Here is a 24,006-nt window from a genome sequence, read left to right as displayed (position 1 = left end):
ATTAAGCCTCCACTTTATTCATCAACCGTTTCACGATTGTCGCCGCTGGTTCCACCTTGGTGATCATCCCAGCTACTTGCCCTGCCATCAATGAACCAGTAGCCACATCACCATGAATTGCCCGTTGTAAGCTACCAGTAGTAAGCTTATCCAGTTCTTCAGGCCAAGCATTATCAGCTATCATTTGGAAATAACGGTCAGTTAACCCGTTAGCAATGCCCCGCACTGCATCTGCTCCGTTACCAGTAACTACGGTTGCCATATCATCAGCCGTAATAACGGCTTGCTTATATTCTGGTGCAATTGGCGTTTCTTCAGCTACCAAAAAGGCAGTCCCAACTTGAATTCCTTGAGCCCCTAGCGCTTGTACCGCTAAAACTCCGCGAGCGTCAGCAATTCCACCAGCAGCTATTACAGGAATATTTACGGCCGCCACCACTTGAGGTACCAAACCCATAGTGGTTAATTGCCCAATATGCCCACCAGATTCCATTCCTTCGGCAATTACTGCGTCCACTCCTAAGCTTTCCATTTTTTTAGCAATTTTAACGTTAGGAATCACCGCTAAAGTTTTAATTCCTGCGGTTTTTAAAGCCGGAATAAACCGTTTGGGGGTCCCCGCACTAGTGATTACTATCGGGACTTTTTGTTCGATCACTATTTTAACTAATGTTTCCACGTTGGCATCCAACAGAGTCAAATTAACCGCAAATGGTTGATTGGTTAACTCCTTTACTCGTTGAATTTGTAACGCAAGTTGTTTGGAATTCAAGCCAGTCGAGCTTAAAGTACCTAATCCACCGGCATTGCTAACAGCTGCTACCAACGGATACGTTGAAATATGAGCTAGCGATCCTTGAATCAATGGATACTTAGTTCCCAATAGTCTAGTGATCGAATTCATGTTATGACCTTCTTTTTTACCTTTTTCCAAAGTGTAATCGTTTTTTCAAGGAGACACAAGCAATTTTAGTTGCGTTTTAGTAACCAAAAAATTAGTTATAATTTGGCTTTTCATCATCCCATTTTGCAATTTATTTATAAGATAAGTTGTATGATTAAATAATTAGTTATACACTTATTTACAAATAACTTATTGAGGAGTGATCAGATTGCCTAAACATTTTCGAACTACTATTTGGTTAGCGCTTTTACTTGGAATCATGGTTACTGGATTGTTCAGTCATCCTGCCCAAGCTAGTCGCCACTACACCGTTACCCCCGTTGCTTTGCGAGGTAAATGGGCTACCACTAAAAATGCCAACGGAATTAGTAAATACATCAACATTACCAAATACACGTTTTACGGAGCAGACTATAAAAACGGTAAAAAACAACCTAACAGTATTTATGCCTCTGGTAAAAAATTTATTGCTAATACTAATTTTACTAACTTGGCATTAAGCAAACATAAAAATAAGTTTGGTTATTGGAACATTGGCATGTCTCAAAGCATTGCCACTTGGAAATTAAAACCGGTCACCGTCAAACATAATGGTAAAAAAGTAAAAGCCCTAAGTGCCGTTTTTATCGAAGATTATAATGCTTACCAAATGAAATTTATTCATCGCTATTACTACCAAAAGTAATCACTAATTAAATCCACAAAAAAAGACGATCTTTTCAGATCGCCTTTTTATTTACTAGCTATTTAACGTCAACTGAACCACTGTAAATCCAGCCAACTAATTTACCATTGTAATATGCTCGATAGTAAGGAGTCTTCCAACCGTACTTAACTCCGGCAGCATTAACTGTCAAAGTCTTACCAGCATAAGTAGAACCATTATGGGTCTTCTTTACTGTGTACTTACTGTTAGTAACGTGGTTGTAGAAATTAGAAGCTGGGTTAGCCTTTACTTTTACCTTTAAACTAGGGGTAGTATAAGTAATCTTAGAAGCTAAAGCAGTGTCGTAGATCCAACCAATCTTCTTACCTTTGTAGTATGCCCGGTAATAGGAATGAGAAGAACCTGACTTCTTAGTACCTTGAGAATCAACGGTGATATTCTTACCGGCATAAGTAGAACCATTATGAAGTTTCTTATAACTGTAACGGCCTTCATTAGGAATGTGGTTAAAGAAGTTATGGCCCGGCTTGTTTTTAACAGTAAACTGACTATCAATATCAATATAATTAAAGTTAGAAGCAACGTTAGAAGTAGAATTACTATTGTTTGCCCCAGTTGAATCATCTGGGTCTACACCATTAGTGTCAGTATTATTGTCGGTATCGGTATTACTGCTATTGTCAGTATCACCATTATTATCAGAACTATTGTCTGAGCCAGTGCTTGCCCCGCTTAAGAACCAAGAGCTGTCTTTGCTAGTTGAAACGCTGGCATCTACTGCTTGGCCTAATGAACTCATATAGTAGGAGTCAGTATATTGCCATAAGACATGACTAGCAGATGTTGGTTCACTAGTTTGATAAGCAGCTAACCAGAAACCATCATAATCTTTAACAGCACTACTTGCGTATGATTGCATGAAACTAGCGTAAGAATACAAGAGCACCTTACGTGAACCAGCTAATGGTTTAATCGTATTGTACCAGTTAGTTGCAGCGGTATTAGTGTTACCACTAGTGGTTTGGTCTTCATAATCATTGACGTAAAATTCAGCGTCAGGAGCGCGATTATACAAGTCTCTAGCTTCAGTCTTAGCATCACTAGCAGAACTGTATTGACTAAATGAATATACCCCGTAAGGCACTCCATATTTTTGCATCAAAGCTACGTTGTGATTAAAAGTCTTATCCTTGTAATCACTACCATATTGTACTCGTAAAATAACGAATGGTACTTGGTTTTTTAATTTTTTTACTTGCGCATCAGTAAAGCTGCCTTGCCATTCAGACAAATCCGGCACTGAATTAGAACGATTAATAGAAATACGTGATTTTGCAAACGCGTTATATTGTTGCACCGGATAACTGGAACCCATAGTTCCCGCTGGTTTTTCACTTAACGTAGTATCAGCACTAGCTGTTACTCCACCAGCCATTAACATACCACCGACTAGTCCTAATCCTAATAATGCCTTACCTAATTTTGTTGTCATAACTGTCTCCCTTTGTTTTCCAAGCTTAACTTAAATTAGCTGGTCGTGAATAGCCAACTTTATTCCACCATGGAGCGTTAACCTTTTCGATTACTACCCCATTGTTTTGAGAATCAATCATATTACCATTACCGATGTAAATCCCCACATGGCTGATGCTTCTCTTACTATAACCAAAGTATACCAAATCGCCTTTTTGGACGTTAGAACTGGAAACCTTGCTGGTACTATTGTACTGAGCTTGGGCAGTTCGAGCAAGGTTCTTTTTAATTGACTTTTTATATACATATTGAGTATAACCGGAACAATCAAAGCCAGCTGGAGTAGTGCCTCCATAAATATAACGGGTTCCTAAGTATTTTTTGGCAGTAGTATAAACGCTATCAAATGATTGAGTGCTAGTTTGAGTCGTTTCTTTAGCTTTTAAATAACCGCTCCAAACCCAACCACTAACCGTATTTTTACCGTTAGTTACATAATAAAAAGTTCCGGTAGTATTTTTAGCAGTAGTAACTTTCATTGACTTGGTTACGTACCAAGTAGTGTTGGGGTAATTCTTTAAATAGTGGGTTCTGCCGCCCCAATTAAATGTTTGACTACTAGTATCAATATTATAAGTCCAACCAGTAGCTGACTTTCTTACGTAAGTTTGTTTGGTTACTGATTTCAAGTTTGAAATAGTATTAGTACCATCCGCATGTGCTGTTGCTGTGGAAGTTACGTTTGCTCCAATCGTCATTGCTGAAACTGCGACGCCCACGATGGCTAATTTACTTATGTAATTTTTCAAAACATATCCTCCGAACTGATTTCTCTAATCTACAGTGACCATTGTACTGTGCAATTGCTACAGGAACCGAACGGAAAAATTTCAAACAGGTAAAGAAATATTACAAAGTTTTTAACGTTATTTTTCTGAAAACACCGGCAAACAGGCTTTATTCTAACTTGCTATATGACAATTGTTAAAAAATACTTGATTTTTGTAACTCATCACATAACTGTTTAGCTAACATCAAATAACCAGTCGTGGTAGATAAATAAAAAAGACGGTTATTTAACTCCACCGTCTTAACCAATTAATGCCATTCCGTCTTTGCGGTATGCCACTAACACTACTATTAAATTAATAATGACCAAAATACCAGTCATCAAAAAGACAAACCGGTAATCTAAAATCCCAGCCACTGCCGAAGCCAATAATGGTCCTACCACGGATCCCATTGCCTGAGCCGACTGATTATAACTAAAGATCCGGCTAATTGCTTCTGGAGGAGTATTTAACATCGTTACCGTCTGGGTTACCGGCATTAAAGCTGCATCGGCAATTCCAATGATAAACCGTAAAATACCCAGGACAACCACTGAAGTGGTAAAAAACATTGGGAAAAACATTGCAGCAGACAGTACTAATCCACCCACCAATACTTTTCTAGGCCCAATCCGATCTCCTAAAGCTCCTAGTCGCGAAGCAGTTGCCAAGGTGGCAATTCCGGGCAAGGCTGCAATAACCCCGCTCGCCCAAGCTATATTACCGGTGCCGTGCATTAATTCCCTAACGAACAAACTCAAAATCGGGTTAATAGAATTGGTAGCAGCTTGAATTAGCATGGAAGAAATAATCATTGCCCAAACAATCCACAAGTTCTTAATTCCAGCAAACGCGCTCTGCTTAGCTTGTTGACTATCCTTTTCAATCGGGGTGAAATCTTCTTTCACGCCAAAATAAGTTGCTAGGGCTGCTAAGAACATTAGGCCCCCAAAGACGTAAAACGGAATTCGATAACCCCAAATTCCGGCAATAAAGCCCCCAAATATTGGACCAACTAATTGTCCGCCCACGCTACCGGTAGTTAAAGTGCCCATTGTTTTTCCACTTTGTTCTTGCGGCACTTCACTAGCAATCAGCGCAAACGCATTATTAATGTAGCCAGAAAACATTCCCTGAATAAACCGCAAACTAATTAGCATCCACACACTAGTAGAAAAACCAGTTAGCGTCGCGGTAATTGTCATCCCAATACTAGCCCGCAATAACATGGGCTTCCGCCCAGTTCGATCAGCTAACTTGCCCCAGAGTGGTGAAGCAATTGCCTGACTCAAGTAGGTAGCCGCATACCCCAAGCCAGCGTATAAAGTTAATTCCCACTTAGGAAAATTACCCATTGTTGCAATGAATAATGGTAAAAACGGCAAACTCATACTAGAGCCCGCTCCCGTAGCAAAATTGCCAATCCATAATGCATAAACGTTTTTTTGCCACTGAGGTTGTGACTTGTAACTTAATAACTTCAAAATCTTACCACTTCCTAATTCCTATTAGCTCATTTTAGTATTCACCCCGTCTAAAGCTACGTCAAGACTCGATTGCAAACTATTTCATCTGATTACAGTTCACTGTATACTATACCTTAGTAAGTACGACTGAAAGGAGAAACTCATGACCGCCACGTTTTTTGTGTTAATTCTACTGTTAGGGGTAGTTACAGCCAACGTCGTGGGCAACCATATCAAATGGTTACCACTGCCTATGCTGTATATTATTAGTGGACTGCTACTCGCAATCATTCCATTTTACCGCCACTTTTTATTTAATCCGGAGCTGTTCATGTTCTTAGTAGTCACGCCTCTACTATATAATGACGCCCAAAATGCTTCTCGTTACTGGATAAGTAGAGGGGCCATTAACATATTATCGTTATCCATCTTATTAGTGGTTACTACCGTTCTAGTAGTTGGGGGCTTAATCAACTGGTTATTTCCACTCGTTCCTTTGGCACTAGCATTTACCATTTGTGCCATTGTTACGCCAACGGATGCTTCTGCGGTTAGTGCCTTTGCCCAACCAAATCCCAAGTTTCAAATACCATTTTTAATTTTACAAAATGAATCGTTATTCAATGATGCTACTGGTTTTGTAGCCTTCAGCTTAGCGCTTAGTGCTTTTATGGAAGGAAATTTCACCTGGAGTAACGCTATCTCCCTCTTCTTAGTGGAATTCTTAGGTGGTTTGTTGTTAGGAGCGGTAATTGGAATTGTGTTTCATCACTTACGTCGTTGGTTAATCTCATCAGCCGATGATAGTCCATTAATCATGATTGTCTTAGAACTGACGGTTCCGTTTTTGGTTTACTACCTGGCAGAAGAATTGGAACTATCAGGAATCTTAGCGATCGTGGCCGCCGGCTTGGTCCAGGGAGTAGAAAACGACAATTTGCGCTTTGTTTCTACTAAAATGCAATTAGTTAAAACCAACGTTTGGGAAATTTTAGAACACGCCCTCACTGGAATTATTTTCATCTTGCTAGGTCTTTCTTTGCCCACCATCACGATGGCCATTTCCGAACAGCACAAAAACCTGTTAGGACTGCTAGTTTTGATTGGCGTTAGTTTATACGCCTTCAAATTTGTCATTCGCTTACTTTGGACTCGCTATTTAGTCTGGATGCATATTAAGAGTCCGCACCGTTGGCAAGATAGTTGGCTAATGGCGATCAGTGGTGCTAGTGGGACCATTTCGCTTTCATTGGCTTTTCTAATTCCTACTAATTTAGCTCACTCTTTCATCGATCGAAACTCGTTAATTTTCATTGTTGCGGTCATTATTTTACTTAGCCTCACCGTTGCGGCCATTTTCGTGCCCCTGATAACTAAGGCCACCCCTGATGATACTGCTGAAGCGCACAAGCACCAGTGGTTACGGGAAATGGTGATGGTGGCCATGAATAAGGTAAAACAACAGGCGGCTGAACATCCGGCCGAAAGCCAGCTCGTCACCGATGCGCTCAGTCAACAACTGCATCAGCATAGCCACGTTAATAAACGTCGGTTGCGTCAAATTTATCAATTAGCCTATAACGCTGAATTAGCTGCCATTAAAGAATTAGAACAGTCTAATCAAATTACTGCCGTGGAATCTCACTACTATCAAGAATTTATTTCAATGAGTCTTTACACCGTCAACAATAATCTCTTGAAAAACTTCTGGCTACGAGTTAGATTTGGCGTTCATACCGGCCGCATGTCACAAAACTTACAAGCTACCCAAAATATGTTTTTAACTTCCCCATTAATTGCCGAACAATATTACTGGAAACGAGAATTCGATAAACATGGTGAAGACTTTGCTAAAATCGAAGATGCTGGTTACCATGCTGCTGAACGAGCTTTACGAACCAGTCGTCGCCAACATAAAGACACCGTGGAATTGCATTTAGTCCAACGCTTTTATTTACAACGTCATCGTCGAATTAACTACGGTGAACCAGATCCCGTTACTTTGTACCAAACTTTTCTGTTGGCTTTTCATAGCGAATACGAATTTATGCAACAAGCCATTTCTGCTAAAAAATTAACCGTAGCTAGTGCTCAAACCTTACAAGAACACATTGTGTACGATGAAATGGCCTACTTGCAAAATAATGATGCCTTTACTCCTCAATAAAAAAGAGCAATGAGTTTGAAAATTCCGTTAACTTTCAAGCTCATTGCTTTTTTTACATGGATTTAGCGACCGTTACCCAAGTTCCTTGACTATACTTAGCTAATTCAGTCACCGTTAATTCAATTGTGCTATCTGGACTTCCTGCTGCCGGATAAACTGTTTCGTATTGGTTCAATGATTCGTCTAGGTACACTGAGATACCAGGATTAATTGCAAATGGACATACTCCTCCCGGTTCATGTCCAACTACGGTAGCCACTTCAGTAAATGGCACCATAGAAGCTTTTTGGTGAAATTGAGCTTTATAGGCCTGATTGTTAATTTTATAATCACCAGCCATAACCACTAACACCACGCCTGCTTTTTGTTGAAAAGCCATGGTTTTAGCAATCTGTCCTGGTAAACAACCGATTACCGTTGCCGCATGTTCTACTGTGTCACTAACTTGATCGTGAACTACAATTCTATCTGCTAACCCTTGTTTTGCAAAATACTGCTTAACCGCCTCTAAACTCACCATAATCACCGCCTTAAATTTGCCCTCATTATAGCTGATTATCACCAACCGGTAAATTAAATTCATAACCTCATTTTGAATTGGCGACATTCAATGCTACAATATAGGCTACAAAACTTTCGAACTGGAGATGAAACCATGACTGATAATCGGCCAATTGGGGTATTTGATTCTGGAATCGGGGGGCTTTCAACTCTAAAAACCATGGCAACCATTTTGCCTAATGAGTCATTTATTTTTTTAGGGGATTCTAAAAACGCCCCTTATGGTGACAAGGAAAAAGACCAAATCCTCCAATTTTCCCGGAATAACGTGGAATTCTTATTGAATAAAGGAGTAAAAGCAATTGTAATTGCTTGTAACACAGCTACCAGTGCCGCTAAAACTGAATTAATGGCTGAGTACAACGTCCCAATTATTGGTATTGAACCGGCCTTAAAGCCTGCTGTTGAAGCTGGCAACCAAGATATTTTGGTTTTGGGGACCGCTTTAACCATGAAACTAACAAAATTTCAAGCTCAATACCACCGTTTTGAAGATCAAACTCAAATTGATCTCAAACCACTACCAGGGCTAGTTGATATTATTGAAACTGGCGTAGTTAGTGGTCCAGCAATTAAAGAGTTTTTAACCAATAATCTCAGTGAATTTAATGCTGATCAAATTGATGGCGTAGTCCTAGGTTGCACCCATTACCCATTTGTTCGTAACAGCATTCAAGAATTTTTCCCTAATGCCAACTTTTACGATGGTTTCTTAGGGGTAACCAAGATGCTCAAGCATAAGCTTAACGAAGGTGGCCTTAACACTGACAATCAGGAAAAGGGCCAGATTAGTTTTTACAGTACGGAAGATACTCCTGAAGAAATTGACCGTTACCAAAAACTATTTAACCAATACCAAGTCAACGCTGCAGATTTGCCAGCCTCTGGCACACTAGCATAATCATCCACAAAACCACGGTCATTGAATGACCATACTGGCTTTCAAAAAAAGGATTAACACGTAATGGTGTTAATCCTTTTTGTTTTAAAATAATTTCCCAATTCCGTAGTGAATAATAATAGTAATAATTCCCACCAAGATATTTCGAATCACGGCAACTTTGACGTTGCCTTTTCCTAACTTAGCACTTAAATACCCAGTTAACGCCACGGAAATGCAGACTGCTAAAATGGTTCCCGGCCATTTAATAGTATCCGGCAATAATGTAATGGCAGCTAACGGGAAAATTCCCCCAGCCGCTGCAGAGAACAGTGATGCAAAAGCGGCATCCCACGGATTCATGTAATGTCCAAGCTTAATATCGTACTTCACGTCCACAATTGTTTCCAATGGTTTTTTGGCCATCAAATCTTGAGCGATTGCCAATGCAGTAGCAGCCGTAACCCCCTTATCCATGTAGTATTGTTGAACTACTTGGACTTCCTCTGCAAAATTAGTTTGCAATAACTGTTCTTCCTTAGCTACCGCTGCTTTTTCAGTATCTTTTTGGGTGCTAACTGACGCATATTCTCCGGAAGCCATTGAAAAGGCACAGGCGAGTAAATCAGATAACCCGGCAATAAAAATAGTAAAACTATTAGTTGTTGCTGCTGCAACACTAAATAAAACTCCGACTACGGTTAAAATACCATCATTAGAACCAAGAACTCCCGCTCTTAATGCATTCAGTTTTTCATCCATCGTCATTTTGCTTTTAGCCGTCTTAGCGGGCTTGCGAGTTTCAACTTGCATGTGATCCTCTCCTTTCTAGGCAAATAACGTCCCAATGTAGTAAGTCACAATCATGGTAAGTAATCCCGCCACTACGTTTCGCAAAATTCCCCGTTTCCAATCAGCTTTGCCTAAAACGGCGGCAAAATATCCAGTTACCGTTAAAGCTAATGTCACAGCAATGATGGTTGCAGTTACTCGAATATCCTTCGGAAATAACCAGATAGCTAGTAGTGGCAAAATGGAACCAGTTGGAAATGAAATCATTGACGCAATTGCTGCATCATAAGGACTGGTAAACTCATTAGCATCAAAACCATACCGTTCCCGAACTACTGCAGTTAGGGGATCCTTAGCCAGCATTTCTTCAGTTGCTTGATGAGCCAACTCCGGTGCCATACCAGTATCACTATACTTGGTTTCCACAAATTCAAATTCTCGTTGGTAATTATCTTTGAGTGCTTGTTTTTCATTTTCCACGGCTTGTTTTTGAGCATCCTTTTGGGTATTAACCGAGACATATTCCCCCATAGCCATTGAAACCGTTCCGGCTAACATGCCGGCTAATCCAGAAATCAAAATTGCAAAACTGTTAGTCGTCGCTCCAGCTACCCCCACAACGATTCCGGCTACCGAAAGAATACCGTCGTTAGCTCCCATGACGCTAGCTCTTAAAATGTTAATTTTTTGAGCAAGTGATAGTTTTTTCTTCAAGATGTCATCTCCGTATGTAAATTAGAATCATTATTAACAAGTTTTGATTCTACGCTATTTCAAATGAAAATGCAACACTATCACTAGTCCAGCGTTAGTTTTGCCCAGCCAACTCGTTAATCTGATTCAAAAATTTAGCAACTATTTGTAGATCCGACATGGAAAAATCACTTAGCGCTGCTTGCATTTTTTGCTGGTTCATTCGATGAAACTCAGTATGAAGTTCAGCTAACTCAGTTCCGCTAGTGGTTAATTGCAAATAAGTGTTCTTCAAATTATCACCTTGATGATACTTAGCAACTAATCCCAGCTTTACAAACTTATTTACCATTTTAGAAACGGTCCCCTGCCTTACATTAGTAAATTGCGTCAAATCACTTAGTCGACTTTCAGGATGCTGTTCAATAATGGTAATTAAATCCAAATCAGTAATTTTTAACTTAGTAATTAAGTCCCTTACGGTTGGTGAACTGTGCTGTTTAAACCATTCATTGGTTTGGGGGTCAATTTCACGATTACGAAACGTAGTCAATTCGTTATTAATTTGATTGGCTAATGTATCCAAAGTTTCATTATTAATGTTTTTCATTTTATATTCCTCCGAATATATTTGACTTTTCTTTTACTATGTATATAACATTCCATGGAATATAAAAATGCAAACGAGGTAGTTAATTATGAAAACAGTAATCGTCTTTGATCATCCCTATACTTTAAGCGCCAGATTTAATCAGCCTCACCACCGTAGTTACAGTGCTGCCATCGCTCAAGAATGTCTTCAGGTTCTCAAGCAACGAAACGAAGAAGTCGATGTAATTGACTTACACGCTGATCACTTTAACCCGGTTATGAGTGCAACCGAACTAACTAATTGGCGAACCAAACAAATTGTCGATCCCGTTGCCGAGGACTATTATCAACGGCTAGCTCAAGCCGACCAAATTATTTTTATCTTTCCTATCTGGTGGGAAGTAATGCCAACCATGACCAAGGTTTTTTAGACAAAGTCTTCAGTAAAGGCCACTACCAACCTAGTCGCCCCCATGTCTTACCTAAGAAACCCAGAGTTGTTACCTTTACTATTTCAGGTACTCCTACAGCTCTTTATAAACTTGTCTTTGGTAATCCCGTCAGCAAATCCTTAAAACGTGGAACCTTTAACAAACTAGGGTTATTCAATTATCACTGTCACAATTTCAATCCAGAAAATCGATCTGAAACCCAACGTAAAGCCGATCTTAAGAAGGTATCTAAATATTTAATTTAAAAATATTATTTACCCCACTAAATAATGTAGGGCGTAACTCAACTTTTTTATGATTTTGGTAATTTAGTATTGAATAACAGTCACCCTATCACTATAATTAACTTGTAAGCGCTTATAATTTTCATGAAAATATTTTTGTTACCTGAGATGGAAAGAAGGATTGGTTTATGAGTGAACGTAGTTACGATTTTTTGATGCCAAGTGTTAACTTCTTTGGCCCTGGTGTCATTGAAAAAATTGGAGAACGAGCTAAAATGCTGGGCATGAAAAAACCAGTAATCGTTACCGATAAATTTTTGGAAGGTCTAAAGGACGGGGCCGTGCAACAAACCCTTGCTTCTTTAGATGAAGCCGGAGTAGATTACGTTATTTACAACGGGGTTGAACCTAACCCTAAAGTTCGCAACATTCAAGAAGTTAAAAAGCTTTATGAAGAATCTGGTGCTGATTCTATTATTACCGTTGGTGGTGGTTCTGCCCATGATACTGGTAAAGGGGCCGGCATTATTTTAACTAATGGCGATGATATCACTGAACTAGCTGGAATCGAAACTTTAAACAATCCCCTTCCTCCACTAATTGCTGTTAACACCACAGCCGGAACGGGTTCAGAATTAACTCGTCACGCAGTAATTACTAACGAAGAAACTCATTTAAAATTTGTAGTGGTTTCTTGGCGCAATATTCCGTTGGTTTCATTTAATGATCCAACCTTAATGTTAGACGTACCAGCTTCCTTGACTGCCGCAACGGGGATGGATGCATTTGTTCAAGCTATTGAACCTTATGTTTCTGTTGATCACAACCCCATTACAGACTCTCAATGTATTGAAGCTATCAAGTTAATTGAAGGCTCTTTGCGAGAAGCCGTTGCTAACGGTCACAATCTGGAAGCTAGAACCGCAATGGTAGAAGCAGAAATGCTAGCCGGGATGGCATTTAATAACGCCAACTTAGGTTACGTTCACGCCATGGCTCACCAATTAGGTGGTCAATATGATGCTCCTCATGGGGTCTGCTGTGCTTTACTTCTCCCTTACGTAGAACAATACAATTTAATTGCGGATCCACAACGATTTGCTGAATTAGCAGAATTCATGGGCGAAAACACTGACGGCCTATCAACTAGAGACGCCGCCGAATTATCCATCAAAGCCATGAAACAAATGTCAGAAGACGTTGGTATTCCAAAATCTATCAAGGAAATTGGTGCTAAGCCAGAAGATTTCCGAATGATGGCGGAAAATGCTTTGAAAGACGGGAACGCCTTCTCTAACCCTCGCAAGGGAACGGTTGACGACCTCGTTAAAATTTTCCAAGCAGCCTATGATGCAGAATAATAACAAAAAGGAATGCCTTAAAGGCATTCCTTTTTGTTATTTCTTAGCTTCTGGTAACGTCAACTGCGCTTTACTATTGTAAAAACCTTTGTAAGACCAATATACCGCCAAAAACGAACCTAAACTAGTAGCAGCTAGTAACATAAAAGTTACCATAATTTGGTATTTGATAGCGTAAACGGGGTTAACTCCGGCAAAGATCATCCCACTCATCATCCCGGGGAGCGCCACAATCCCCATTGTTTTGGTAGCATCCACTGTCGGTTGCATCCCAGTTTTAATACTTTCTCTAATAATATGCATGGAAGATTGTTTTACCGTTCCCCCTAATGACAGCTTTTCTAGAACCTGTTGGCGTTCATCATGAAAATTAGAATTGAGGTTACGATAACACAATCCAATCGCCACCATAGACTGGGAAGCCATCATCCCGGTGATTGGAATCATTTGGGCCGGAATAAATTTTAGTGCGTGAGTTAACACCATCGTTCCCACTGCTACCGAGGTACTAATAAAAATAGCACCGACTGAAATCCAAAAAGTGTGGGGAATTCCTTGACTGCGTTTCATTGCATTATAACCCGCATTGAAAATGATAATTAACATCAAGACGATCGTTAAAATAATACTATCAACCTTGATCACATAACGCAGTAAGTAACCTACTAAGAATAGCTGAATAACAGCTCTGATTACTCCAATAACCATATCACGGTCAATTCCTAGCCGTTCACGATAACCAATAAAAAGAGCAACTAAAACTAAGCCGGCAGCCATTGCTAATGACGTATTTGAAATCGCTAAATTATTCACGGTTTTCATCCCCTTTCAACTGACCATTTTCGATGGTAATTAACCGTTTTGCACTATCCATTTCCTCTTGATCGTGGGTAATAATTAACATCGTAATTTTATCGTCTTGATTAAACCGCTGCATCATCTGGTGAACGATATGCTTGTTAGTTTCATCTAATCCGGCAGTGACTTCGTCTAAAATTAAAATTCGGGGATGAAACATCACGTTTCTGAGTAAAGCGACTCGTTGCCGTTCTCCTCCGGACAATTCTGTGATTTGTTTATCCAAATAATCGGTAGCCAAATCTACTGATTGTAAAGCATCTTTGGCGTGTTGTTCATCAAAAGCTTGGTTACGAATGTCATACGGAAACTTCAAATTATCCCGCACAGTATCGCCAAACAGCGTTGGCTGTTGAAAACAGTATGAAACTTCCCGTCGGTATTCAATTGGATCATAACTATCGATACTTTTACCGTTGTATGTAATCTCACCGGCAGTTCTAGATTGCAACGTAGCAATGATTCGCACCAACGTTGATTTACCACTCCCAGAAGGTCCCGAGATGGTCACTACTTCTTGGTCGGCCACCGTAAAATTAATGTCATTTAAAATTTGCCGATTGTCCGCTTGAAAGCCAACGTGCTCCACTTCTAAAATGTTCATTTCCTCGTCTCCCTCTTTAGAATCATTCCAATAATTATGTATTATCATTGTACGCTAATTTGGCATGGTGGTGAAGTAATGTCTCCTAAATAAATCAGCCATCTTGCAGTAGCCATTCAGCTATGCTAAAATCAAGCCAATCAGAAAAAAACGAGAAAAGCGGACAAGTAAGTTACTAAAGTTTTGAAGCGAGTTAGGAAGAGTGTGAGCCTAATAAAATTTGGTAACCGAAATAACACCCTTTTAGTTGCCGTCTGAACTCCTTAGTAGGACGCGCCGTCACCGCAACGTTATCAAGCGGAACGTATGTTAGTACGTTTAAGCTGGTCCGGGCAGTAACGGACAATTTGGGTGGTACCGCGGAAGTCTTTCGTCCCTATCAAGGGAGGAAAGGCTTTTTTATTTTCTCAACTATCGAGAGGAGAACCATTATGGATATTACAGTTAAACAATTATTCAGCGACCAACATTTTGCTGAAGACGAACAAATCACCTTACACGGTTGGGTTAAAACCGTTCGGGGCTCTAAACGAGTTGGCTTCATCGAATTAAGCGATGGTAGCTGCTTCAAGCGTGCCCAAATCGTTATGCAAAGTGACTTACCTAACTACGAGGAACTCACTAAATTGCCAATTAGCTCTACGATTGGCGTTACTGGGACCGTTGTTTACACTCCAGAAGCTAAACAACCACTAGAAATTCACGCAGAATCAATCGAATTAGAAGGACATTCTGACAACGACTACCCTCTTCAAAAGAAGAAGCACACTTACGAATATTTACGGACAATGGCTCACTTACGTCCCCGGACTAACACGTTCTACGCTGTTTTCCGGATCCGTTCCTTGGCTGCCTTCGCCATTCACCAATACCTTCAATCAGAAGATTTCGTTTACGTAAACACCCCAATTATCACTAGTAGTGATGCTGAAGGCGCTGGTGAAATGTTCCGAGTAACCACTTTGGATATGGAAAACCTGCCACGGACCGAAGACGGTAAGGTGGACGATCACGAAGACTTCTTCAAGAAGGAAACTAACTTAACCGTTAGTGGCCAATTAGCCGTGGAACCTTTTGCGTTGGCATTTAAGAACGTTTATACTTTTGGCCCTACCTTTAGAGCTGAAAACTCCCACACTTCTCGGCACGCTGCTGAATTTTGGATGATCGAGCCCGAAATGGCATTCGCTGACTTAAAAGACGTTATTGTGGAAGCCGAAGGACTATTGAAGTACGTAGTTAGCTACCTCTTCGATCACGCCATGGACGAACTGCAATTCTTGAACGACAACGTGGATGAACACTTAATCGAACGTTTGACCAAGACTCGTGAAGAACCATTTGCCCAAATCACTTATACCGAAGCCATCGACATTTTACAAAAGGCTGATGTAGACTTCGAAGTACCAGTTTATTGGGGACTAGATCTTGAAAGTGAACACGAACGTTACCTTTCAGAACAAGTCTTTAAGAAACCAGTCTTCTTAACTGACTATCCTAAAGACATTAAGGCTTTCTACATGAGAGTTAACGATGATGATAAGACCGTTGCTGCTGTGGACCTTTTGGTTCCTGAAATCGGAGAATTAATCGGTGGTAGTCAACGGGAAGAACGTGAAGACGTCCTAGCCGCTAAGATCAAAGAATTAAACATGCCAATGGAAGAATACCAATGGTACCTTGATTTACGTAAATATGGTGAAACAGAACATTCTGGTTTCGGAATTGGCTTTGAACGCCTCTTGATGTACGTAACTGGGATGGAAAACATCCGAGACGTGATCCCTTACCCAAGAACGCCGGGTAACGCGGAATTCTAGAGACAGAGTGCTGAACAAAGCGGTTAAACAGCGAGCATAGTGCTAATTAATTTAGATAGTTCGATTCGAATTTTGAATCGCTATTAAATTAATTGAGCTAAGCGGAACTGTTTGCTTTGAGAGGCCGATTTATGACAGAGTGCTGAAACTCACGGGTGCTTTCGAGTACCAATGAAAAAATGCTGAATAGTTCGATTTGTTTTTTGAATCACTATTTAGCATTTTTCTGTTGGACGGAAAAAGCAGTGAGGTAAAGCCGTTTTAAGAATAAAGTGCTGACAGAACCGCTTAATCATTGAGGATTAATTCTAAAGAGCAGTAATAGTTCGATTCGAAATTTGAATTGCTATTGCTGCTCTTTAATTTAACCGGAAATGATTGGTTCTGGAAGCCGTTTTAGTGAACAAAGCGGTTAAACAGCGAGCATAGTGCTCATTAATTTAGATAGTTAGCTTCGAACTTTGAATCGCTATTAAATTAATTGAGCTAGGCGAAACTGTTTGCTTTGAGATGCCGATTTATGGCAGAGTGCTAAGACCTTTGAGAATTAGTGATAAATTAACCTAAGAAAATAACCTATTGAAGCCAAAAGTACGTCACTTAGCATAATTCTGTACCAGATTATTAACGAGAAATATGAAATAAATTAAAATACTTATTGAATTTTCTGTGAGCTTTTAATACCCCACTAATTAAAATCTATGTTAATCTAGGTTTATAAATAAGGGGGGATTTATATGATTGAATCATACAAACGTTTCTGGAGTAATCTAGGAAACTTTTCTGGAACTGCAAACCGGCCAGATTATTGGTGGCCAATGTTTCTTAACTATATTTTAGCTATTGTTGTTGTTATTATTGCCGACCTAATTACAGGACATTCTATTGATAGTAACGTTATGACTTGGAGTCAAATTACTACTAACTTGGTGGTTCAAATTGTATTTCTTGTTGTCTGGTTTGGAACCCTTTCAGTAAAGTTCCGCCGCTTACATGATACCGACCACTCTGGTTGGTGGATTTTAATCTCGATCATTCCAATTATCGGGACCATCTGGTTCTTTATCTTGATGGTACTACCATCTAAGCCAAACCGTTGGAGCGATAACTACGTAGCAGAAGACTAAGAATAAAAAAAGTTTTGACAATAATGTCAAAACTTTTTTTCATTCAAATAAATGTTCGTATTCCTCAGCAAAGTAGCTGTCCTTTATCCAAACCAGCGTAAGTTCATGTTGCAATTGTAGGTCCTGTAATGGTAACTTAGCTAATAGGCCAGCATCAATTTCACTTTGAACTAATGACTGATACATAAAGCTGATCCCGGCGTTTTGTAACAATAACTCCCTAATTGCCGTCGGACTATCTACCGTTACTACCTGGCTAAAGTCAGTCAACTCAATATTTAACGAGCCCGCAAAATTTTTAAAAATATCGCGCGTTCCTGAACCAGGTTCTCTTAATAATAAGGATTGAGCTTGTAATTCCGGAACGGTCAAATTAGTTTGATTAACCAATTCATTGGCTACTGAGGCCACTCCAATAAATGGTTCCTGCCGAATTACTTGGTAATCGTAATTATCCTTATCAAAATTACCTTCAATCAGTGCAAACTGACTAGTTCCATCATCCAATTTTTTTAAAGCTGATTCAGTGTTTGCAGTTTGACAATCAATTCTAGTGTAGCCCAACTTTTGAAGCTTTAAAATCAATTGGGGAACTAAAAAATCACTCACTGATAAGGTAGCCGCAAACGAAATTTCTCGTTCTACCTTAGGAGATCGTAATTGTTGCATCACCTGGCGGGATTGAACCTCAATGGTGGAGATAAATTGAGCCAATTTCTGCCCTTCAACCGTAATTTGCAGATGAGGTCGATGGTATCGTACTAATGGCACCCCAATTTCGCGCTCTAAGCTCTTGATTTGTTGAGTCACTGCTGGTTGACTAATATATAAGTGTTCAGCAGTAACGGTATAGGAACCGGTCTGAACCAACGTCAAAAAAGTATGGTAACGATGATCAAGCATGGTGGTCCTCCATTTTAGATAAGTTATTTTTATTAATGAATAACAATTAATAATTTTATTTTATGCAACAAAACTAGTAAAATCAATAGGTAATGTTTTTTAGAGAGGAATGTATTCATGAAGGCAATTATCGAAACAATGTCCACCCGCAGCTTCTGGGTCGCAGCGATTTTCACTTTGATCTGTGCAGTAGCGGGGTCTTTCTTAGCCACTTTACCATATTTGGCAGTGGTTGGTTCATTAGTTATTTCATTATTGTTGGGAATGGTCTTTCAAGTTTGGCGTACCGGGGTTAACGCTGCTGAAAGTGGAATCGGCTTTATTTCCAACAAATTTTTACGTCTTGGTATTATTTTATTAGGGTTCAAGTTGAACTTGATTGACTTGGCAGCTGCCGGAGTCAAAACCATTACTTTAGCTATTTTTGTAGTTACCGGGACAATTATTTTAACCTACTGGATTGCTCGGAAAATGGGGGTAGATCCTGCCCTTTCTATCTTAACTGCCAGTGGGACTGGAATTTGTGGGGCCGCTGCGGTGATGGGAATTTCACCTCAAATTACGGTTTCCAAATCTGAAAGTCAAAAAAAGCACGAAGACGAGGTATTGGCTGTAGCCATCGTTGCCATTATGGGAACGGTCTTCACCTTGCTTGAAATTGGTTTGAAGCCAATTTTACACATGACTCCTACTCAATTTGGGGTTATGACCGGTGGTTCGCTTCACGAAATCGCCCACGCTGTTGCTGCTGGTGGTGCTGGTGGTCCAGTTAGTTTGGACACTGCCATTATCACTAAGCTTTCTCGAGTTTTGATGTTAGCCCCAGCTGCCTTTATCATTGGAGCATGGTGGCAACGTCAAGCTAAAAAACACGGCGTTCAATCTGAAACCAACGGTAAGTTACCAATTCCTTGGTTCATGGCTGGTTTTATTTTAGCTAGTGTGATTGGGACTTTCGTTCCCCTTGGCGCAACTGTTTTAGCTTGGTTGGTTAAACTAGCCTACATCTTCTTAGGAATGGCCATGGCTGCCCTAGGAATGAGTGTTAATTTCCGAGTAATTGCTAATCGAGGTGCTAAACCATTTACCGCCTCAGCAATTGCTTCTACCATCCTATTAATTTTTGTAGCGGTAGTAAGTAAGTTATTCTTCTAATATTTACTTCATCGATTTATTGCGGGTAAGATGAATATAAATAAGAAACCTCCTAATTCGGATCAATTCCAATTAGGGGGTTTTTGTTTTACACTGATATCAATAAGTTAGGAGTGAAGAACATGAGTACATATCTATCCACAGATCAGATTGAAATGGCCCGACAGCTAGTTGCTCAAAATAATAAGCTAGAGGGATTAGTTATCAGCGCCGGCAGCCTAGACCCCAAGTTTGTGTTGGTGGCTGAGGCTCCAGGGTCTAAGGAAATCGAAACCGGATTACCATTTATGGGGCCCAGTGGTCAAGAATTAAATAAATGGTTAGACTACCTAGAAATCACGCGAGCAGATATCTATTTTACCAAAACCGTCTTCGCACGTCCGTTTAACCTCAAAGCCGGCCGGAAAAGTGATCGCAAACCTACCAACACCGAAATGAAGGCCTTTGCCCCATTGCTAGATGCAGAACTAATTCATTTTACCGATCGTTTAATCGTACCGGTTGGTGGTACCGCCCTAACTCGGTTATTAGGTAAGCAATCTACCATTACTAACCTTCATGGTCAGTTGATCACGACTCCCATTCAACGATTAGATCCCGTTACTAACAAATACGAATTAACTACCCAAGCTTATCAATTATTTCCATTATTTCATCCCTCTTACATTCGCCGGTTTCCTAGTAAACGCGATTTAGCCTATCAAGATTTGAATACTCTCAAACAACTACTTAAGCTATAGGATAAATTTCTTGAGCAATTTGTTTGATTGAGGTGTACACCATTTCTAGTATTTCTTTATTCATGTGTTTACCGTTTAAGAAATACAACGACCGTTTAAAATGCGGGTTTAGTTCCGTATACGGATAATTGGGTGGCAATACACTTTTAGAAATAATGGTTTCGCCTACGCCACTAGCAACTAGTTCCATGATCAAATCATTCCGGTTCAACATAATCGTATGTTCCGGTTTGATATCATACTCGTTAAAAAAGAGTTCCGTGTAGTGTTCAATTCCTGACCCCGGTTCTCGAATTAACCAGGTGCCAGTGGGCTCACCAATGCGAACTAATTGATCAGCTGCCAGTTCCCTCCGAACCACCAGATCAGTATCAGTAAGCATAGACTTTTCGATGAGGCCCACGTCTAATCGTTTATTATCAATTAATCCCAGAATACTTTCGGAGTTATCCACAGTGATATTCCAATCGTAACTGGGATTTTTTTGTTGGGCCAATTTTAGAAATTCGGGGGCGATCGTTACTGCCAACGTTTGCGAAAATCCCATTCGAACCAAATGGCGTTCAGTATCTCCCACGTACCTAATCTCGTCTTCAGTATCACGCCATAACTCCCGCATTCTAATTGCCTGGTGATACAAAATTTTTCCAGCTTCAGTTGGAACAATTTCTTGCCGGTACTTTCTGGTAAATAGCTGAACCCCCAGTTTTTTTTCTAACTGCTCAATTCTGACCGAAACGGTTGGTTGGGTCACAAAAAGTTCCTTAGCCGCAATTGAAAAACTTCGACTTTCGTAAACACTGATAAACGTTTCCAAGTAATCATTCATGGCATTTGTCCTTCCCACTTGATTTTACTATTAACTATTTTTATTATAACAATAAAAATGATTGTTTTGACTTATTATAGTAATCTTCCTAAAATAAAAACCGTAAAGAAAAACACTTGAAAAAAGGAGCTTACTATCTATGTTGGAAATCTTAAAAAAAGTTCCCATGGCCATTTGTGGTTTAATCTTGGGGATCGCCTCACTAGGTAACTTGTTTGTAAACGAAAATCTAGCTTCTATTGGTAACATCTGGGGCGTCATCGCCATGATTTTAATGGTTCTCGTTATCTTAAAATTAACGTTAGCCGGTAGTTCTGTTTGGAAAGAACTAACTAACCCAATGTCGGCAGCTACTATGCCCACCTTTACCATGGCCTTGATGGTAATTGCTACTTTCTTGGGACGCTGGGGTTTTCATACCTTTGGTTTAATCTTATGGTGTGTAGCAATTGCCATCCACTTAGGAATCACTGGAACTTTTATTTACCTCCACTTAATCAAACCTGAGGTTGGGATCGAACACGTTTATCCTAGCTGGTTTGTAACTTTTGTAGGAATTGGAGTGGTGCCAGTTACTGCTAGCCAATTTATTCCATTGTTAGGTCGCATTCTTTTGTACGTAGCACTCGCTTTTTACGTTATTTTGTTGCCAATCGTTTTATGGCGCCTATACAAGTACAAAGAAATGCCTGAAGGAGCTTTGCCACTTATCACCATTACCGCTGCTCCAGCATCTCTTTGCTTGACTGGTTACCTATTTTCATTCGTTCAATTTAACGTAATTTTTGCTTCAGCACTAGGAATCTTGGCTCAACTACTTTACTTCACTACCATTTTGACTATGCTAAGAATTTATGTTTCGTCTCGGCATTCTCTCCTGCACTTCTTCCCTAGTTTTGCAGCGTTCACTTTTCCAATGGTGATTTCTTCTACCGGATTATTCTTGCTAATGACTCGCCTTCCTCAAACTAGTTTTACAATTGCGGGAACTTGGTTGGCGTACATTGAACAAGGCTTCTCCGTAGTAGTTATCTTGTTTGTATTGTTACAATATGCTCGTTTTCTCAGAATTACGATTACAGAACATGTACAAACTAATAACGTACACCATAAAGAAGTGAATAATTATTAAACAAAAACAGGTAATCCGGGCGCGGATTACCTGTTTTTTAAATAATTTGAGCCTCGTAAGCTCCATCTATAAAACAATATTTTATTATTATTCATCTAGTCAATATATATGATTGCACAACAAGAAGTATGCTACTCCGACAAAAGTAATCATAATTATAACTATAATAGTTATCATTTTTAAATAGGAAGATTTATTTGTACCTTTTTTCAACTGTTCAACTTGTTGCTTAGAAATCCTAAACTGCTGGTGAAACTGCCACCGAGTGGCTCCCGAAGTTGCATTTACCACCAACATGTATTTGCCTTTAGTCACTATCCGTTGATTCAAACGAAACCGATAGTTAAAATTGGTCGCTGGGGCCACAGTCATATTTTCACTTTGTACTTGTTGAATTATTTTATTACTGCCAACCCGCATAATCTTAGCATTAATCTTTAATTCACCAAACAATATAGGAACCGGACTAGCAAATCGACTTACCAGTTCTGGAATCCCCTGATCTACTTGTGATTTTACGGTCAACAACTTTAACTGCGGAACCGGCAATCTAGATTGCTCTTGAACGGTAGCTCCTAATAACAAGCTATACCGGTTGTTAATTCTAATTCCTTTTTGGGTTGTCGTTTCACTTTGATTATCTACGGCTTCAGACTGAAAGCCCCCCAACACCATCCCCGTAATTTTTTTATTAGGAATTGCTAACTTAAATTGAACTTTTCTGGTCTGACCTGCTGGTACCTCCACCGTCTGACCATTACCCGCTACTAAATCGGTAAACTGCACATCACTGTTAGTTTGACTGCTATTAACCCTGGGCTTGTAAGCCAATGAACCATTATCACTAGTGTATGAAGACACCGGAGTGGTTTTGATGCGGTGGATTTTATTATCCGTATTGGTAATCAGCACCGTCAACGTTTGTTGTTGATTGGGTTTGACCCGCAAATTAAAGCAATCTTGTTTCCGGTTAATTGTATTAGCTGATGGTTGGGCCTTAATAGTAAAGCCGGCATCAGACTGTGCCATTACGGGTAGCACCAAAGCAGTTCCGATAACCACCGCTAATATTACCAACCACCGAGACATTATTTTAGTCATTTTTCCTCCTACAGATACAAAAATGGGAACTTCAACCTTAACGGTGTGAGGTTCCCACTACTTAAAATATTAATATGTGCTAGCAGCTGGTGCCTTAGCCTGACTGGATAAAGTCCATTGAACGGTTGACGTATAAGTGTCATCCTCATCAATAGCATTAGTATCCACATTACTTAAGTCCAAAACAGCATTTTTAGACTGATCAAATGAGACTGAAGTTGTCCCTAACGCTTGGCCTAGTAAAATAGTGGCGCTACTACCAATAATATCAACCACATTCATCGACTGTATATCAGTTTGATTTTCATCATTAGTCGCTTGATCTGGCGTTAATGATAACTGGGCCCCACTTAATACTTTGCCCTTGTCGTCTTTAAAATCAGTGGCTTGAACATCAACCGACCATTGAGCAACGTCAGGGTCATAATTAGTAACTTGCAATTGGTTATCTTTGCCAGATTGTAATTGAATTCGATCATTACCCTTTGCGACTTCGGATAAGTTAACTTCGCCAAAGTGAAAGCTTGGAGTTTTAGATAAACTCAGCAGCTTACCATTAACTTGAAAGACCGCTTGAGTGTTTAAGCTACCATCTGCAGCCTTCACCGTCATCATTGGAATAAATAAACTTCCTATTATTAGTAATACAATCGTGGTAATTCTCTTTTTCATTCTC

The 24,006-nt window shown here is 39.8% G+C and carries 24 protein-coding genes; 10 read left to right on the top strand and 14 right to left on the bottom strand.

The window, feature by feature from the left end:
* Position 1: 1 nt before the first annotated feature.
* The gene (locus tag OXT66_RS07745; RefSeq protein WP_268596797.1) at positions 2-904 is read right to left on the bottom strand and encodes a DUF561 domain-containing protein; all 903 of its coding nucleotides are present in this window, start codon (positions 902-904) and stop codon (positions 2-4) included.
* 208 nt (positions 905-1,112) lie between these two features.
* Here OXT66_RS07745 and OXT66_RS07740 point away from each other — a divergent pair, with 208 nt between their 5' ends.
* Positions 1,113-1,589 (top strand): hypothetical protein, encoded by a 477-nt coding sequence (locus OXT66_RS07740; RefSeq protein ID WP_268596796.1) that lies wholly within the window; start codon positions 1,113-1,115, stop codon positions 1,587-1,589.
* Between the two features lie 58 nt (positions 1,590-1,647).
* On the opposite strand, the gene OXT66_RS07735 is transcribed toward OXT66_RS07740, so the two are convergent.
* From OXT66_RS07735 to OXT66_RS07725, 3 genes are all read right to left on the bottom strand, one after another.
* A complete protein-coding gene (locus OXT66_RS07735) occupies positions 1,648-3,063 on the bottom strand; it encodes a GH25 family lysozyme (protein WP_268596795.1) in 1,416 nt (471 codons plus the stop codon).
* 25 nt (positions 3,064-3,088) lie between these two features.
* Positions 3,089-3,853: a C40 family peptidase gene (locus tag OXT66_RS07730; RefSeq protein ID WP_268596794.1), complete on the bottom strand. Its 765-nt coding sequence runs from the start codon at positions 3,851-3,853 to the stop codon at positions 3,089-3,091.
* Positions 3,854-4,134: 281 nt separating this feature from the next.
* A complete protein-coding gene (locus tag OXT66_RS07725) occupies positions 4,135-5,358 on the bottom strand; it encodes an MFS transporter (protein ID WP_268596793.1) in 1,224 nt (407 codons plus the stop codon).
* 145 nt (positions 5,359-5,503) lie between these two features.
* Between OXT66_RS07725 and OXT66_RS07720 the strand changes: the two genes are divergently transcribed.
* The gene (locus tag OXT66_RS07720; protein WP_268596792.1) at positions 5,504-7,507 is read left to right on the top strand and encodes a cation:proton antiporter; all 2,004 of its coding nucleotides are present in this window, start codon (positions 5,504-5,506) and stop codon (positions 7,505-7,507) included.
* Positions 7,508-7,559: 52 nt separating this feature from the next.
* Here the strand turns inward: OXT66_RS07720 and OXT66_RS07715 are convergent, their stop codons facing one another.
* On the bottom strand, positions 7,560-8,090 hold the full coding sequence (locus tag OXT66_RS07715) for a YbaK/EbsC family protein (RefSeq protein WP_268596791.1): 531 nt from the start codon (positions 8,088-8,090) through the stop codon (positions 7,560-7,562).
* Positions 8,091-8,162: 72 nt separating this feature from the next.
* On the opposite strand from OXT66_RS07715, the gene murI reads away from it, so the two are divergent.
* Complete coding sequence (murI, locus tag OXT66_RS07710; RefSeq protein WP_268596790.1) at positions 8,163-8,969, top strand: glutamate racemase; 807 nt, start codon at positions 8,163-8,165, stop codon at positions 8,967-8,969.
* A gap of 84 nt (positions 8,970-9,053) precedes the next feature.
* Here murI and OXT66_RS07705 read toward each other — a convergent pair whose 3' ends face one another.
* The 3 genes from OXT66_RS07705 to OXT66_RS07695 form a co-directional block, all read right to left on the bottom strand.
* On the bottom strand, positions 9,054-9,761 hold the full coding sequence (locus tag OXT66_RS07705) for a VIT1/CCC1 transporter family protein (RefSeq protein WP_268596789.1): 708 nt from the start codon (positions 9,759-9,761) through the stop codon (positions 9,054-9,056).
* Positions 9,762-9,776: 15 nt separating this feature from the next.
* Positions 9,777-10,454, bottom strand: coding sequence for a VIT1/CCC1 transporter family protein (locus OXT66_RS07700; RefSeq protein WP_268596788.1), 678 nt, complete (start codon positions 10,452-10,454; stop codon positions 9,777-9,779).
* A 94-nt stretch (positions 10,455-10,548) separates the two neighbouring features.
* Positions 10,549-11,043 carry a MarR family winged helix-turn-helix transcriptional regulator gene (locus OXT66_RS07695; protein WP_268596787.1) on the bottom strand — a complete coding sequence of 165 codons (495 nt, stop codon included), beginning with the start codon at positions 11,041-11,043 and terminating at the stop codon, positions 10,549-10,551.
* An 88-nt stretch (positions 11,044-11,131) separates the two neighbouring features.
* On the opposite strand from OXT66_RS07695, the gene OXT66_RS09635 reads away from it, so the two are divergent.
* Positions 11,132-11,455: an NAD(P)H-dependent oxidoreductase gene (locus OXT66_RS09635; RefSeq protein ID WP_327059008.1), complete on the top strand. Its 324-nt coding sequence runs from the start codon at positions 11,132-11,134 to the stop codon at positions 11,453-11,455.
* 433 nt (positions 11,456-11,888) lie between these two features.
* Positions 11,889-13,061 (top strand): iron-containing alcohol dehydrogenase, encoded by a 1,173-nt coding sequence (locus tag OXT66_RS07685; protein WP_268596786.1) that lies wholly within the window; start codon positions 11,889-11,891, stop codon positions 13,059-13,061.
* A 36-nt stretch (positions 13,062-13,097) separates the two neighbouring features.
* On the opposite strand, the gene OXT66_RS07680 is transcribed toward OXT66_RS07685, so the two are convergent.
* Both OXT66_RS07680 and OXT66_RS07675 read right to left on the bottom strand, forming a co-directional pair.
* The gene (locus tag OXT66_RS07680; protein WP_419146386.1) at positions 13,098-13,838 is read right to left on the bottom strand and encodes an ABC transporter permease; all 741 of its coding nucleotides are present in this window, start codon (positions 13,836-13,838) and stop codon (positions 13,098-13,100) included.
* Positions 13,839-13,866: 28 nt separating this feature from the next.
* A complete protein-coding gene (locus OXT66_RS07675) occupies positions 13,867-14,523 on the bottom strand; it encodes an ABC transporter ATP-binding protein (protein ID WP_268596784.1) in 657 nt (218 codons plus the stop codon).
* 431 nt (positions 14,524-14,954) lie between these two features.
* Here OXT66_RS07675 and asnS point away from each other — a divergent pair, with 431 nt between their 5' ends.
* Together asnS and OXT66_RS07665 are read left to right on the top strand one after the other, a co-directional pair.
* Complete coding sequence (gene asnS / locus OXT66_RS07670) at positions 14,955-16,343, top strand: asparagine--tRNA ligase (protein ID WP_268596783.1); 1,389 nt, start codon at positions 14,955-14,957, stop codon at positions 16,341-16,343.
* Positions 16,344-17,080: 737 nt separating this feature from the next.
* Complete coding sequence (locus OXT66_RS07665) at positions 17,081-17,470, top strand: DUF805 domain-containing protein (protein ID WP_268596782.1); 390 nt, start codon at positions 17,081-17,083, stop codon at positions 17,468-17,470.
* A gap of 39 nt (positions 17,471-17,509) precedes the next feature.
* On the opposite strand, the gene OXT66_RS07660 is transcribed toward OXT66_RS07665, so the two are convergent.
* Positions 17,510-18,373, bottom strand: coding sequence for a LysR family transcriptional regulator (locus tag OXT66_RS07660; RefSeq protein WP_268596781.1), 864 nt, complete (start codon positions 18,371-18,373; stop codon positions 17,510-17,512).
* Between the two features lie 117 nt (positions 18,374-18,490).
* Between OXT66_RS07660 and OXT66_RS07655 the strand changes: the two genes are divergently transcribed.
* Together OXT66_RS07655 and OXT66_RS07650 are read left to right on the top strand one after the other, a co-directional pair.
* Positions 18,491-19,528 carry a YeiH family protein gene (locus tag OXT66_RS07655; RefSeq protein ID WP_268596780.1) on the top strand — a complete coding sequence of 346 codons (1,038 nt, stop codon included), beginning with the start codon at positions 18,491-18,493 and terminating at the stop codon, positions 19,526-19,528.
* A gap of 122 nt (positions 19,529-19,650) precedes the next feature.
* Positions 19,651-20,268 (top strand): uracil-DNA glycosylase, encoded by a 618-nt coding sequence (locus OXT66_RS07650; RefSeq protein ID WP_268596779.1) that lies wholly within the window; start codon positions 19,651-19,653, stop codon positions 20,266-20,268.
* Here OXT66_RS07650 and OXT66_RS07645 read toward each other — a convergent pair.
* On the bottom strand, positions 20,258-21,097 hold the full coding sequence (locus OXT66_RS07645) for a LysR family transcriptional regulator (RefSeq protein WP_268596778.1): 840 nt from the start codon (positions 21,095-21,097) through the stop codon (positions 20,258-20,260). The two genes, OXT66_RS07650 and OXT66_RS07645, sit on opposite strands and share 11 nt — an antisense overlap.
* A 139-nt stretch (positions 21,098-21,236) precedes the next feature.
* On the opposite strand from OXT66_RS07645, the gene OXT66_RS07640 reads away from it, so the two are divergent.
* Positions 21,237-22,229, top strand: coding sequence for a TDT family transporter (locus tag OXT66_RS07640; protein WP_268596777.1), 993 nt, complete (start codon positions 21,237-21,239; stop codon positions 22,227-22,229).
* A 99-nt stretch (positions 22,230-22,328) separates the two neighbouring features.
* On the opposite strand, the gene OXT66_RS07635 is transcribed toward OXT66_RS07640, so the two are convergent.
* Both OXT66_RS07635 and OXT66_RS07630 read right to left on the bottom strand, forming a co-directional pair.
* Positions 22,329-23,330: a DUF916 domain-containing protein gene (locus tag OXT66_RS07635; RefSeq protein ID WP_268596776.1), complete on the bottom strand. Its 1,002-nt coding sequence runs from the start codon at positions 23,328-23,330 to the stop codon at positions 22,329-22,331.
* A 69-nt stretch (positions 23,331-23,399) separates the two neighbouring features.
* Positions 23,400-24,002 (bottom strand): WxL domain-containing protein, encoded by a 603-nt coding sequence (locus tag OXT66_RS07630; protein WP_268596775.1) that lies wholly within the window; start codon positions 24,000-24,002, stop codon positions 23,400-23,402.
* Positions 24,003-24,006 lie beyond the last annotated feature (4 nt).

This window comes from Lentilactobacillus senioris (assembly GCF_026798195.1).
GTDB classification, from domain to species: Bacteria; Bacillota; Bacilli; order Lactobacillales; family Lactobacillaceae; genus Lentilactobacillus; species Lentilactobacillus senioris_A.
The sequence above is the reverse complement of the archived record's forward strand: the minus strand, read 5'-3'. Positions and strand labels throughout refer to the sequence as shown.

What these genes read in the sequence shown, in the direction of transcription:
- OXT66_RS07735 (WP_268596795.1), bottom strand. Translation starts at nt 3,063, where the DNA reads ATGACAACAAAATTAGGTAAGGCATTATTAGGATTAGGACTAGTCGGT.
- OXT66_RS09635 (WP_327059008.1), top strand. Translation starts at nt 11,132, where the DNA reads ATGAAAACAGTAATCGTCTTTGATCATCCCTATACTTTAAGCGCCAGA.
- OXT66_RS07640 (WP_268596777.1), top strand. Translation starts at nt 21,237, where the DNA reads ATGTTGGAAATCTTAAAAAAAGTTCCCATGGCCATTTGTGGTTTAATC.
- OXT66_RS07655 (WP_268596780.1), top strand. Translation starts at nt 18,491, where the DNA reads ATGAAGGCAATTATCGAAACAATGTCCACCCGCAGCTTCTGGGTCGCA.
- OXT66_RS07705 (WP_268596789.1), bottom strand. Translation starts at nt 9,761, where the DNA reads ATGCAAGTTGAAACTCGCAAGCCCGCTAAGACGGCTAAAAGCAAAATG.
- OXT66_RS07720 (WP_268596792.1), top strand. Translation starts at nt 5,504, where the DNA reads ATGACCGCCACGTTTTTTGTGTTAATTCTACTGTTAGGGGTAGTTACA.
- OXT66_RS07630 (WP_268596775.1), bottom strand. Translation starts at nt 24,002, where the DNA reads ATGAAAAAGAGAATTACCACGATTGTATTACTAATAATAGGAAGTTTA.
- OXT66_RS07665 (WP_268596782.1), top strand. Translation starts at nt 17,081, where the DNA reads ATGATTGAATCATACAAACGTTTCTGGAGTAATCTAGGAAACTTTTCT.
- OXT66_RS07675 (WP_268596784.1), bottom strand. Translation starts at nt 14,523, where the DNA reads ATGAACATTTTAGAAGTGGAGCACGTTGGCTTTCAAGCGGACAATCGG.
- OXT66_RS07680 (WP_419146386.1), bottom strand. Translation starts at nt 13,838, where the DNA reads ATGGCTGCCGGCTTAGTTTTAGTTGCTCTTTTTATTGGTTATCGTGAA.
- OXT66_RS07715 (WP_268596791.1), bottom strand. Translation starts at nt 8,090, where the DNA reads ATGAATTTAATTTACCGGTTGGTGATAATCAGCTATAATGAGGGCAAA.
- OXT66_RS07645 (WP_268596778.1), bottom strand. Translation starts at nt 21,097, where the DNA reads ATGAATGATTACTTGGAAACGTTTATCAGTGTTTACGAAAGTCGAAGT.
- OXT66_RS07695 (WP_268596787.1), bottom strand. Translation starts at nt 11,043, where the DNA reads ATGAAAAACATTAATAATGAAACTTTGGATACATTAGCCAATCAAATT.
- murI (WP_268596790.1), top strand. Translation starts at nt 8,163, where the DNA reads ATGACTGATAATCGGCCAATTGGGGTATTTGATTCTGGAATCGGGGGG.
- OXT66_RS07660 (WP_268596781.1), bottom strand. Translation starts at nt 18,373, where the DNA reads ATGCTTGATCATCGTTACCATACTTTTTTGACGTTGGTTCAGACCGGT.
- OXT66_RS07745 (WP_268596797.1), bottom strand. Translation starts at nt 904, where the DNA reads ATGAATTCGATCACTAGACTATTGGGAACTAAGTATCCATTGATTCAA.
- OXT66_RS07650 (WP_268596779.1), top strand. Translation starts at nt 19,651, where the DNA reads ATGAGTACATATCTATCCACAGATCAGATTGAAATGGCCCGACAGCTA.
- OXT66_RS07685 (WP_268596786.1), top strand. Translation starts at nt 11,889, where the DNA reads ATGAGTGAACGTAGTTACGATTTTTTGATGCCAAGTGTTAACTTCTTT.
- OXT66_RS07635 (WP_268596776.1), bottom strand. Translation starts at nt 23,330, where the DNA reads ATGACTAAAATAATGTCTCGGTGGTTGGTAATATTAGCGGTGGTTATC.
- asnS (WP_268596783.1), top strand. Translation starts at nt 14,955, where the DNA reads ATGGATATTACAGTTAAACAATTATTCAGCGACCAACATTTTGCTGAA.